Genomic DNA, 11,970 nt, shown 5'->3' with positions numbered 1-11,970 from the left:
CGCGAAAACGGGGACCCAGGTGTTTTGTCGTCGAGCGCCGCGCGTTTCAGAAAAAGCCTGGGTCCCTGCTTTCGCGGGGATTTTACGGAAGGAGGATTGGCCGCAAAGTCCGTTCCCAATCCCCCCTTTCCCCGCGTGAGTCGCCATGGCCCAGCACCTCGCCCTCCTGTCCCTGCTCGTGCGCGACTATGACGAGGCCCTGGGCTTCTATGTCGGCAAGATGGGCTTCGACCTCGTGGAGGACAGCGAACTGGGCGCGGGCAAGCGCTGGGTCGTCGTCTCGCCCGGCCCCGGCGGCTCGCGGTTCCTGCTGGCCAAGGCGGCCGACGAGCGCCAGGCGGCGATGGTCGGGGCCCAGGGCGGCGGCCGGGTCTGGCTTTTCCTGCACACCGACGACTTCGACGGCGACCACGCGCGGCTGAGCGCGGCCGGGGTGACGTTCCTCGAGGAGCCCCGGCACGAGGCCTATGGCAGCGTGGCGGTGTTCGAGGACCTCTACGGCAATCGCTGGGACCTGTTGCAGCCGCGCGGCAAGGCCTGAAGGCCGTGCGCGCCCTGCTCGTCCTGGTCGCGGCGGTCCTCAGCCTGGCGGGCGCCAGCGTCGCCACGGCGGCCGAGAAGCCGATCCGCGTGCTCTATCTCGACCAGTCGGTCGGCTGGCGGCATCGACCGGTGACGCGGCCGGCGGACGGCGGCCTGGCCCCTTCCGAGGCGGCGATGATCGCCATCGGCAAGAAGAGCGGCGCCTTCACCACCGAGGTCACCCAGGACGCCCGCGAGATCACGCCGCAGCGGCTGGAGACCGTGGACGTGCTGGTGTTCTACACCACCGGCGCCCTGCCCGTTTCCGCGGAGGCCTGGGCGGCCGTGCAGGCGCGGCTGGCGGCCGGCAAGCTGGGGTTCGTGGGCCTGCACAGCGCCGCCGACACCGGCTGGGACTATGCGGGTCCGGGGCTGGACTACACGACCATGCTGAACGGCCAGTTCGGCGGCCATCCGTGGACCGAGGAGCAGAAGGTCCGCGTCAAGGCGCTCGACAACCATCCGCTGGCCGCGCCCTGGGGCCGGAGCGCCGACCTGGTCGAGGAAATCTACCAGTACAAGCGCTTCGACCCGGCCGCCGTGCGGGTGATCCAGAGCCTGGACTTTTCGGGCGCGCCGCTGAAGCGGCCCTACGCCGTGCCGGTGAGCTGGGTGCGGAGCGTGGGGAACGGCCGACTGTTCTTCACCAACCTCGGCCACAACGAAACGACCTGGGCCGACCCGCGCTTCGCCGAGCAGATTGTGCGGGCGGTGCGATGGACGGCCTGGAGGGCGCGAGGCGATGCGACGCCCAATCCGCGCGAGCAGGCGCGCGACCAGGTGCGGGCGCTGCTGACCTATGCCGGCGAGGCCGATGTCGAGGCGCGGGTGGCTCAGATGAAGGACGAGGCGTGGCTGTCGGCGGTCGCGGGCCGGATCGCGGCGTTGCGGGAGGTTTATCCGGGCAAGCCGGAGGCCGATCGGACGCGGTTTGACACGGCCTATGGGGCGGTGTTGGCGGAGGTCAGGGCGAGATGATCCCTCTCCTCTTGCGGGAGAGGGTGGCCCCACGGAGTGGGGTCGGGTGAGGGGTCGATAGCCCGGTAAGCTGCTTGAAGCGGATAGGCTGGGCGTAATCGTTCAGTTCTGAGAGACCCCTCATCCGACGGCCTTCGGCCGCCACCTTCTCCCGCAAGGGGAGAAGGATCTAGAACTCGGCCAACGTCCTAGCGTGCGCGGCGACGTCGGCGGGCCATTGCACGAGGCCGGCCTCGAACCCTTCCTTGTCCCCCGCATACAGCGCCCGCATGGCCGCCTCGAAGCCCGGCGCGTCGCCGGCGGCGGCGCTGGCGAAGCGGTAGGCGGCGTCGCGGGCGCGACGCAGGCGGTCGGGGGCATCGGCCTCGCGGCGGGCGGCCTCGACCAGCTTGCGCAAGGCGACCGAAGCGCCGCCGGGCTGGGCGGCGAGCCAGTCCCAGTGACGCGGCAACAGGGTGACTTCACGCGCGACGACGCCGAGCTTGGGCCGGCCGCGGCCACGCGGCGTTTCCGGTTCGGCCTCGACTGGCGCCAGGCGGGCGGCGAGATCCTCGGGGCCGCCGCGCAGGTTGAAGTCCACCTGCCGGCCGTCGGGATCGAAGATCAGCAGCGGCGCGTCGGGGCGCCTTGCGAACACCGCCTGGGCGGCCAGGGCGACGGTCAGCTGGTCGCCGGCGGCGAGGCGAGCGCCGGTCTCGAACAGGGCGTAGGTCATCGGATGAGGTCTACCGCGTTCAGGGCTTCGCACCAGTGCCTGCGGCGGTCGGCCAGGCGCAGCGCCCTGCCCTTCGGCTCCAGGCCCTCGGCGTCGATGGTCTCCAGCACCTCGAAGGCGAAAGCCGTTTCGCCATGAGCGTTCCAGGCGCCCTGCAGGCGGGCGTTGGGATGCGAGCCGAGGCGCAACGAGAACCAGACGCCGTTCTGGCGGGTCGCCACGTTCTCGGTTCCGCCGACGAAAGCCTGGCCGGTGCGCCCGCAGCGCACGGCGTAGACGCCGGGCCGGGGCTTTTCTTCCTTGTAGGCGCGCAGCAGCGCCTTGCGCGAGTTCATCGCCGCCTCCTTGAGTTGACGGCTTTTTACCCGGGCAAATTATGGAGTCAATATTACCCGGGTATTTTCTTCGCCATCAGGCCCCAGTAGAGCGCGCCGGCCAGGCCCGCCCCGACGAACCAGGCGTACTGGTAGAGGGTCGTCCACGGCGCGCCGATCCCGGCGAAGGCGTGCGGGGCGGCCGCGTGCAGGAAGCCCGGCAGGTTGGGCGCCACCCCGACCGCGAAGGCGATCAGGGCCGCCGGGTTCCAGCCGTTGCGATAGGTGTAGGGTCCAGTGCGGTCATAGAGGCCGGGCGCGTCCAGCACCGTGCAGCGCAGCAGCCAGTAGTCGACGATCAGTATGCCGGCGATGGGGCCCAGCAGCGCGCCGTAGCCGGTGAGCCAGACGAAGATGTAGCCCGCCGTGCTCTCCAGGAGCTTCCAGGGCATGATCAGCACGCCGATGACGGCGGTGATGTAGCCGCCGATGCGGTAGGTGATCCGCTTGGGCCAGAGGGCGGCGAAGTCGTAGGCGGGGCCGACCAGGTTGGCGGCGATGTTGCACGAGACGGTGTCGAGGCTGATCACCACCAGGCCGACCAGCACCGCGATCCCGCCGATGTCGCCCGACAGGGCCACCGGGTCCCAGATCGCCTTGCCGAAGATCAGCACCGTTGCCGAGGTGACGACGACGCTCATCGCCGCCAGCAGGGCCATGGGGCCAGGAAGGCCCAGGGCCTGGCCGACGATCTGGTCCTTCTGGGTGCGGGCGAAGCGGGTGAAGTCGGGGATGTTGAGGGCGAGCGTGGCCCAATAGCCGGTCATGGCGGTGACGGCCGGACCGAAGTCGGCCCAGAAACGGCCGGCCTTGGCCCCGCCAGCGTCATAGGCCGAGGGCTCGTGCAGGATGGGTCCCAGGCCGCCAGCCTTGGACAACGCCCACCAGACCAGGGCGACGCAGACGATCACCTTGACCGGCGCGGTCCAGGTCTCGAGCTTGCGGACGGTCTCCAGCCCCTTGGTGACGAAGGCCAGTTGGATCAGCCAGAAGGCCAGAAAGGCCAGCAGTTGGCCCACCCCGATGCCCAGCAGCGGGATCATCGGGCCATCGAGCTTCGCCCCAACCATGACGCCGAGCAGGGTCAGGAGCGCGCCGCCGCCGATCCAGGTCTGGATGCCGTACCAGCCGCAGGCGACGATGGCGCGGGCCAGCGCGGGCAAACGGGCGCCGCACCAGCCGAACGAGGCCCGGGCCAGCACGGCGTAGGGCACGCCGTGCTTGGCGCCGGCGTGGCCGATCAGCAGCATGGGGACCAGGACGATCAGGTTGCCCAGCAGCACCGCCCAGACGGCTTGGACCGCCGACATCCCCTGCTCCACCAGGCCGGCGGCCAGCATGTAGGCGGGCACGGCGATGACCATGCCCAGCCACAGGGCCGCGAAGTGGCGGGCGCGCCAGGTTCGCTGGGCGGCCGTGGTCGGCGCCAGGTCGTCGTTCCAGAGATTGCTCGTCTCGTCCGCCATGCGCTCCCCCAAGCCCCCGCCCTGAAGAACGAGCGTCGAAAGGAGAGAGCATGGCGCGACGAGACCACCGCCGTCACCTGGGAAATCGGTGATCGGCGGCGCGATTCAGAGCGCTGCGTAGGCCCAGGTCGCCAGGCCGGCGCCGAACACCAGCACCATGGCGATGATGCCGACCCTGTCCCACTGGATGCAGGGCCCGGCGTGCCGGAGTTCGGGCGACTCCGGCTTGTTGACGTCACAGGTCTTGAAGAACACGGGACGCACGGAAACACGCATGGCGTGGGCCATGTTGAACCTCCCTAACGATTACCACGCCTCTGACGGGCGCGTGCTGGAAGGTTAACACGAAACTCGCCCAACAGGCGAAAACATCGCTCAGTAGGCGAAACGCAGGCTCAGACCCACGCGGCGCGGCTGGGGCGAGAACGACTGCGGCAGGCGGCCGGTGGTGATGAACAGCGGGGCGTCGGAGTCGAGCAGGTTCTCGACGAACAGGCCCACCGACCCCCGCCCCTGCTCGATCGCCAAGCGGCCGTCCAGCAGGGTGACGCCGCCCAGGTCGCGGCCAGAGCCGGGGCTGACGGACTCGAAGGTCGAGCGCGACTGGCCGACATAGGCGGCCGAGCCGTTGAGGATCAGGGCCGCTCCGCCCGGCAGCTCGCGGCGGGTCTCGCCCCAGACGGTGAAGGCTTCGCGCGGCACGGCCGGCAGGTGGTCGCCCTCGTGACCGAGCCCCGCCATGGCGCCCGAGGTCTGGTCCTGGGTCAGCACGGCGTCGGTGGCGGCGAGGTTGAAGCCGAGCTTCGAGACGCCGCGGCTCCAGACCATGTCGAACTCCGCGCCGTCGATGCGGGCCCGGCCCAGGTTGGTGACGAAGGCGAAGGCCCCGTTGGCGCTGGTCGCCGAATACTGCATGTCGCGCCAGTCGATGCTGTAGAATGCGAGGTTCGCCGACAGCCGCCCGCCGGCCCAGCGCGACTTGAGGCCGAGCTCGCGGTTCCACAGCATGTCGGACCCGTAGGCCTGAAGCTCGGCCGGCAGGCCGGGGGCGGTGTTGACGCCGCCGGGTCGGAAGCCCTGCGAGATCTGGGCGTAGCCCATCAGCCGGGGCGTGAAGCGGCGCGAAGCCACGGCCTTCATGCTCCAGCCGTCCTCCTCGACCCGGTTGCGGAAATTCCCCCCCGACGTGTCTGAGATGACGTTGACCACCAGCACCCGGCCGACGGTCTTCTTGTCGTAGGCGAAGCGGCGAGCGCCGAGGGTGATGTCGGTCCGATCGTCCACCGCCAGGGTCGCCTCGCCATAGGCCGCGACCTGGTCGAGGCGGGTGTCGACGATGCGGCGGCCGGTGTAGCCGGCGGCGTCGACCGGCAGGCCGGTGACGGGATCAGCGACGCGCACCTGGCTGTCGATGCTGTCGCGGCGGGTCTCGGAGAACAGGCCGACCGTCCATTGTAGCGCCCCCTCGTAGTCGGAGGTCAGGCGCGCCTCGCGCACGTCGGCGACGAGGTCGATGGGCTGGTACAGCAGGCCCGGCGTGCGGCTGTCGACGTAGGAGGCGTAGGCGACCATCTGGCCCGCGTCGCAGGCGACGCTGGATCCGAGCGCCAGCCAGCGGGCGCAGCCGGCGGCGCTGCCGCGCTCGGACTGCAGGGTTCCGGTGTAGTCGATCTGGCGGATGTTGCGCCATTCGTAGCGGGCCAGAGAGGCCGAGAAGCGCACGCCCGGCAGGCGGCTCTCGAACGACAGGGCGCCGAACCAGACCTGGCTGTCGAACGGGGTGCGGACGAAGTTGCGCGAGACGTGCGAGGGCTCGCCCGGCGCGCCGGCCCCGGTGTCGCGCAGCTTGGAGTCCTGGGCGGCCAGCAGCAGGTCGATCCGCATCTCGTCGCGCGGACGCCAGGCGGCGGCCAGGCGCGCGCCGATGGTGCGGCCGGCGTTGACGCCGGTCAGGCCCAGGCGGGCGTTGTCGGCGAAGGCGGCCTCGTCGCGGCGATAGGCCGTCAGGCGCACGGCGACGCGGTCATCGGCGAAGGTCTTGTTGGCCACGGCGGTGGCCGCCCCGCCGGCCCGGCCGCCGACGACGCCACCTTCCAGCTCGAGGCCGGCCTGGTCGCGTGACAGGTCGGCGCGGTTGAAGGCCACCTTCACCGCCCCGCCCATGGCGCTGGAGCCGTAGAGCGTGCCCTGCGGCCCGCGCAGCACCTCCAGCCGGTCGACATCGACCAGCAGCAGGTCGGGGAACGAGCCGCCGGGATCGGCGGTGGTGCCGCTGGGACCGGAGACCGGCACGTCGTTGTAATAGAGGGCCGTCGTCGCCTCGCCCGAGCCGTAGACGCCGCGCAGGGTCATGCGCATGCGGCCCACGCCCGTGCTGGTCAGGGTCAGTCCCGGCAGGCGCTGGGCGACACGCTCGAAGGTCACCGCGCCGGTGGCGTTCAGGGCCTCGCCGCCGATCACCCGCATCGACAGCGGCGTGCTCTGTTCGGGCATGGAACGGCGCAGGGCGGTGACCATCACCGCATCGACCTCGGCCGTGGCGAGCGGCGCGGCGGAAGACGGCGCGGCGGCGATGGCGCGCGGCGGCGCGGCCCGCTCGATCAGCAGCCGGCCGCCATGCCGGCGGGCGACCAGGCCCGAACCGGCCAGCAGCCGCCGCAGGGCCTCATCGGGCTCCAGCTGGCCGCGCACGCGGGGCGACGACAGGCCCACCACCAGGGCCGGGTTGAACAGGATCTCGGTGTCGGTCTGGGCGGAGAAGGACGTCAGGGCCCGCGCCATCGGCGTTCCCGCCGGAATGTCGACCCGGCGCGGCGCGGCCGCGACGGCGGCGGCCGGCGTCGCCATGGCGGCGAGCGCGAGCCACCCCGCCAGGGCGGATCGACAATGGCGTGTGTGCAAGACCCCCGGGGCTCCAGTACTCGGCAGCGCCCCTTCCTTCACCGCTGCGTTTCCCAAGGCCAGTCCCCTCGTCGCCGTTGGCCGGCGATCCCGTCCCCTCGCCCCCACCTGGGCCCCCGCCTGGCGGACATTCCGGAGACTCTGCCTGTTAATCTGGCAGGCCGGGCGCCCCGACGGCAAGTGCGAGAACGTGGGTTGACCCGCTCGTCACGCTGCTGACGAATGATCGCAACAAAAAAGACTCGTTGTGTCGGGGACGACGTATGGCGCTGGCGAATCTGGCCGCTGGAGCGCGAGGGAGCGAGGGCCTGGCCCAAGCTTCCCTGCCCTACCAGCAGGCCCTGAGAGCTTTCTTCCGCCGCAGGGTGGAAGGCGGCGAGGTCGACGACCTCGTCCAGGAGGTTCTTCTCCGACTGCATAACCGACGTGACGGCGGCGAAGTGTCGAACCTCGGCAGCTTCATTTTCCAGACCGCCACCAACGTCCTGCTCGACCGCCGCCGCCGCGACACCGTGCGCAAGCGCCAGGCCCACTGCGAGCTGGAGGAGATCCACCACCCGCTCGACGAACTGTCACCCGACCGGATCCTTCAGGCCAAGCAGGCGGCCGCCGTCGCCGCCGCGGCCCTTGGTGATCTTCCTTTAAGGACACGCGCTGCATTCATGCTCGTGCGTTTTGAAGGCATGAGTTACAAGGCGGCGGCCGCTCAACTGGGACTCTCAGTCAGCGCGGTCGAAAAACACGTCGCCAAGGCTCTCAAACACCTGACGAGCCGTCTGCAGGAACACGATGCGCCACACCGCCCCAAACCTGGCTTCTTCCGGTGAACCGGACGCCGCGGAATGGGTCGCGCGCCTGCACAACCGGCCGAACGACCTGGGCTTGCGGCGTGACTTCGATTCCTGGCTGAAGGCCGATCCGAACCACAAGGACGCCTTCGATTCCGCCGCCGACGCCTGGTCGCGCATCGGCGCGCTGTCTGACGAGCCCGAGATTCTGGCCGCCCGCGCCTCGCTGAGGGCCGAGCTGGCGGCCGATGTCCGCCGCCGCCGCGCCCGCCCGCAGATGCGCTGGGCCGCGGCGATCGCCGGCATGGTCATGGCCGGCGGCTTCGGCACGGCCCTGTGGCTGGCCACCGCTCCTTCCGATCATTCAGCGCCCGCGCTCGCCCCGGCCCAGACAGCCCAGGTCGTCTACCGCACCGGCGTCGGCGAGCAGAAGAGCATCACCCTGGCCGACGGCTCGGTCGCCACCCTGTCGACCGACACCGTGCTGCGCGTCACCGAATGGGGTCAGCGCCGCGGCCTGACGCTCGATCGCGGCGAGGCCTTCTTCCAGGTCGCCAAGAACCCGCAGCGCCCGTTCGTGGTGACGGCGCAGGGCCGCACGGTCACGGCGCTGGGCACCGCGTTCAACGTGCGCATCGATCCGGGCGTCTGGTCGGTCAGCCTGCTGGAAGGCAAGATCCGCGTCGCCGATCCGGTCGCCCACAACAGCGTCGACCTGCTGCCCGGCTCGCGCCTGGAGCAGCGTTCGGGCGCGACCTGGGCGGTGGCCGCGGCCGACGTCTCGGCCCTGACCAGCTGGCGCCAGGGCAGCCTGACCTTCGACAACCAGCCGCTGTCGGAGATCGTCGGCGAGCTGAACCGCTATTCGGACCGCAAGATCCGCATCGCCTCGCCGCGCGTCGCCGCCACCCCGATGAGCGGCCGCTTCAAGACCGGCGACGTCGGCGGCTTCGTGGATGCGCTCAGCGCCTACGGCGCGGCCAAGGTGCGTCAGGGCGAAGGCGGCGAGATCGTTCTGGTTTCGCCGTAGCGGCGATCCACGTCCCTCCAGATCGCGTTCTTCAGCCGCGGATCAGCCCAACGAGAGCGAGACGGGCCAGCAGCCTCTCGGCCGCCGGCCCGCGCCGCTGTCACTCGCCGAAGCGGAAGCGCAGGCCCAGGCCGTAGTAGCGGCCCTCGTAGCGGACATCGACCGGATAGGTCCGGTCGGGCGAGTAGTTGTTGTAGTTCTCGAACGGCTTGGCCAGCAGGTTGCTGACGTCGAGGCTGACGGTCAGTTGCTTGGAAATGTCGTAGCTCAAGGAGGCGTCCAGACGGGACGTCGCCCGCACCCCTACGCCGGTGTACTGCGAGCCGTCGGTCGCCTGACGGTAGTAGCTGACCCAGGGCGAGCGTCGATTGTAGGAGATCCGCCCCGTCACGCCGTTGCGCTCGTAGAACAGAGCGGCGTTGTAGGTCCACTTGGAAAGGCCCGTGATCTTGACGTAGGACGCATCGGCGCCGAGCGTCTGGGGGAACTGGTTCTTGCCGTCGATGTAGGTGACGTTGCCCTGGACGCCGAAGCCCTTGAAGGCTTCGGGCAGGAAATCCAGGAAGGTCTGGGCGTTGACCTCGAAACCCTTGATCTTGCCCGCCCCGGAGTTTTCCGGACGGCTGATTTCGATCAGGCCATAGACCGGATCCTGGACCCGGCTGGTGTAGTTGCTCGTGAACCCGAAGAGGTCGCGATAGAAGCCGGCGACGGTGATGCTGCCCGTGCTGGAGAAATAGTACTCGGCGCTGATGTCGTAGTTCTTGGACGTGAGCGGCACGAGGTCGGGATTTCCGCCCGAGCCGTAGGCGTTGGGTTGCACCGGCGCGTTGGGATCGACCGGTTCGTTGGGGTCGCGAACGACCTGCGTGACGTTGAGGGCCGGGTTGAGCGCGCCGAAATCGACGCGGGTGCGGGTCTCGGTATAGCCCAGGCGCAACTGCACCTTGTCGAGCGGCCGGATCCGCAGGCTGATGTTCGGCAGCACGTCCGTGTAGTTCTGCTCGATCGTCCTGGGGATCAGGCTCGTGGCGCCGTTGACCGAGACGCGCGAGACGCCGGAGTATTCACCGACCGTCTGCACCACCCGGACGCCGGCCACGCCGTCGAACGCGATCGAACCCACGTCGAAGGCGTACTTGGCCTGGACGTACCCGGCGTAGCTCTGTTCGGTGGCGCTGAAGGCGCCGCCCTGGTCGAGGGGCACGTCCGGGCTGCTGAAGGCCGTCAGGGTGTCCTTGTAGCCCTGGTCGTTGGGATAGAGCGCGATCAGCTGCTGCAGGGCCTCGATCGAGCGTTGCCGCAAGGCGGCGGCGTTCGCCGCGATCCCCTCGCGGGTCGGCATCAGATACTGGGTAAAGCCCTGTGAACTGCCGCGGAACGGATCCTCGATCATCTCCAGTTGGCCCACCGGCAGACTGGACAGCGCGATCTTCAGCGGCAGCACCCAGGCGTAACGCGAGCCCTGGATCAACGAGGCGTCGCGATCGGTGTAGCGCAGTCCGAACTTGATCTCGGGCAGGAACGACAGGCGGGTGTCGAACACCGCGTCGCCGCGCCATTGGACCCCGCTGCCCTTGGCGATGTAGTGGCGCTCGTAATAGCCGCGCCAGTAGTAGTTGGCCGGGTTGGCGGCGTCGAAGCCGGTGAGGTCGAACGCCGCGCCATCCTTCTCATTGAACTTGACGACCACGGTCGGCGCGGTGGTGAAGGCGCTATCCAGGCTCCAGTTGCGGGCCTCGTACTCGCTGTCCTCGTAGGCGAGGTCGGTCGACAGGGTCAGGCGATCACCGCGCCAGACGGCGCCGACCGCGCCCTGGTAGGTGTTGGTGTGATCGGCGCCGGTCGAGCGATAGGCCTGGGGCGCGACGCCGCCGGTCTTGGTGAAGCCGGCGGCCTGGTCGGTCGTCCCCGGAACCAGCGTGACGTTCGTCAGGGTCGGGTCCTGCAGGACGGTGGAGTCCCAGTCGCGAAGATTGACGTCCAGGTTGTCGGTCGCCTGACGGCCGCGATAGCCCTGGTAGATCCCATCGAAATAGATCTCGAGCTTGTCGTTCGGCTTCCACTGGAGGGCGACGTTCGCCGAAGGCCGGTAGCGCTTGCCGCCGTCGTTATAGAGACCCACCGAGTGGGGGTAGTAGAAGCTGTTGCCGGCGCTGGCCGGCGAGACGCTCGAGGCGGGGCTGACCTGGCGGATCCACTGATTGTTGTACCGCACGCCGTTGCGGTACTGCGACTGGGCGTAGGTGGCGTTGGCCAGCACGCCGATCTCGCCGATCGACGTGTCCCAGCGGTCCGAGAACAGGATGTTGCCGTTCGGGTCGAACTTCTCGGTCTGGTCGTTGTAGGTGAGGCGCACGCCGCCGCCGATGAACCGGCCCTTGAAATCCAGCGGGCGACGCGTGCGGACATTGATCAGGCCGGCCAGGCCCGGCTCGACGATGTCGGCGGTGCCGGACTTGTAGATCTCGATCCCCGCCAGGGCCTGGGCCGGGAAGTCCTGCAGCTGCACGCGACGCAGTTCGGCGGTGAAGATCTCGCGGCCGTTGTAGGTGGTGGCGACATCGGGCAGGCCTCGGATCAGGACGCGATTGGCCTCGTCGCTGAAACGTTCGACCTGCACGCCGGAGATGCGCGCCAGGGTCTCAGCGGCCGTGTTGTCGGGAAGCTTGCCGATGTCTTCGGCGACGACCGCGTCGAGGATCGCGTCCGAGGTGCGCTTGATGGTCTGCGCCGAGCGCATGCTCTGGCGAAGGCCGGTCACGACGACCTCGGTCACGGCCGAGGTCTCCGTCGTATCGGTGGTTGTGTCCGTAGCTGCGGCCGTCGTCTGCGCGACCGCGGGCATGCCCAGAAGCGCCATCGGCGCGACCGACAGCATGAAGGCAATACGCTTCATCAATCCCTCCCATGTCGAGCGCGAGGTATTTTCCTCGTCGCTTCATTTGTCCGACTAAATGTGCAGAGCAATCATTTCCGGTCAATCCAATTGATATGATCAATGCGAAAATTGAAATATGGATTTCACATTTCAGCAGATTTCGAAATCGCATTCAGGGATGCGGACGCGCATAACCCCATACGAGGAAGGGAAGCTTGGCTTTTTCGGATGGGCGCTCGTTTCAGATGTCGATGC

At 69.1% G+C, this 11,970-nt stretch carries 10 protein-coding genes; 4 read left to right on the top strand and 6 right to left on the bottom strand.

The annotated features are described in order from the left end of the window. The first annotated feature begins 145 nt into the window (after positions 1 to 145). Complete coding sequence (locus AC2YHT_RS10805; RefSeq protein WP_487289665.1) at positions 146 to 541, top strand: VOC family protein; 396 nt, start codon at positions 146 to 148, stop codon at positions 539 to 541. 5 nt (positions 542 to 546) lie between these two features. After that, positions 547 to 1,560, top strand: coding sequence for a ThuA domain-containing protein (locus AC2YHT_RS10800; protein WP_487289663.1), 1,014 nt, complete (start codon positions 547 to 549; stop codon positions 1,558 to 1,560). Between the two features lie 169 nt (positions 1,561 to 1,729). Here the strand turns inward: AC2YHT_RS10800 and AC2YHT_RS10795 are convergent, their stop codons facing one another. The 5 genes from AC2YHT_RS10795 to AC2YHT_RS10775 form a co-directional block, all read right to left on the bottom strand. Beyond that, complete coding sequence (locus AC2YHT_RS10795; RefSeq protein WP_487289661.1) at positions 1,730 to 2,275, bottom strand: DUF2239 family protein; 546 nt, start codon at positions 2,273 to 2,275, stop codon at positions 1,730 to 1,732. Next, positions 2,272 to 2,610: a GIY-YIG nuclease family protein gene (locus AC2YHT_RS10790; protein WP_487289659.1), complete on the bottom strand. Its 339-nt coding sequence runs from the start codon at positions 2,608 to 2,610 to the stop codon at positions 2,272 to 2,274. The genes AC2YHT_RS10795 and AC2YHT_RS10790 overlap by 4 nt, the downstream gene beginning before the upstream one ends. Positions 2,611 to 2,663: 53 nt before the next feature. Beyond that, the gene (locus AC2YHT_RS10785; protein ID WP_487289658.1) at positions 2,664 to 4,115 is read right to left on the bottom strand and encodes an NCS1 family nucleobase:cation symporter-1; all 1,452 of its coding nucleotides are present in this window, start codon (positions 4,113 to 4,115) and stop codon (positions 2,664 to 2,666) included. 105 nt (positions 4,116 to 4,220) lie between these two features. Beyond that, positions 4,221 to 4,391, bottom strand: coding sequence for a hypothetical protein (locus AC2YHT_RS10780; RefSeq protein ID WP_233245147.1), 171 nt, complete (start codon positions 4,389 to 4,391; stop codon positions 4,221 to 4,223). A 99-nt stretch (positions 4,392 to 4,490) separates the two neighbouring features. After that, a complete protein-coding gene (locus tag AC2YHT_RS10775) occupies positions 4,491 to 6,962 on the bottom strand; it encodes a TonB-dependent receptor (RefSeq protein ID WP_487289655.1) in 2,472 nt (823 codons plus the stop codon). Positions 6,963 to 7,279: 317 nt separating this feature from the next. Here AC2YHT_RS10775 and AC2YHT_RS10770 point away from each other — a divergent pair, with 317 nt between their 5' ends. Continuing rightward, entirely contained in the window at positions 7,280 to 7,843 is a 564-nt protein-coding gene (locus AC2YHT_RS10770; RefSeq protein WP_487289654.1) for an RNA polymerase sigma factor, read from the top strand. After that, a complete protein-coding gene (locus AC2YHT_RS10765) occupies positions 7,806 to 8,834 on the top strand; it encodes a FecR family protein (RefSeq protein WP_487289653.1) in 1,029 nt (342 codons plus the stop codon). The genes AC2YHT_RS10770 and AC2YHT_RS10765 overlap by 38 nt, the downstream gene beginning before the upstream one ends. A 100-nt stretch (positions 8,835 to 8,934) precedes the next feature. Here the strand turns inward: AC2YHT_RS10765 and AC2YHT_RS10760 are convergent, their stop codons facing one another. Then, complete coding sequence (locus tag AC2YHT_RS10760) at positions 8,935 to 11,733, bottom strand: TonB-dependent receptor (protein ID WP_487289652.1); 2,799 nt, start codon at positions 11,731 to 11,733, stop codon at positions 8,935 to 8,937. Positions 11,734 to 11,970: the final 237 nt, after the last annotated feature.

Source organism: Caulobacter sp. SRI_008 (assembly GCF_057586355.1).
The sequence above is the reverse complement of the archived record's forward strand: the minus strand, read 5'-3'. Positions and strand labels throughout refer to the sequence as shown.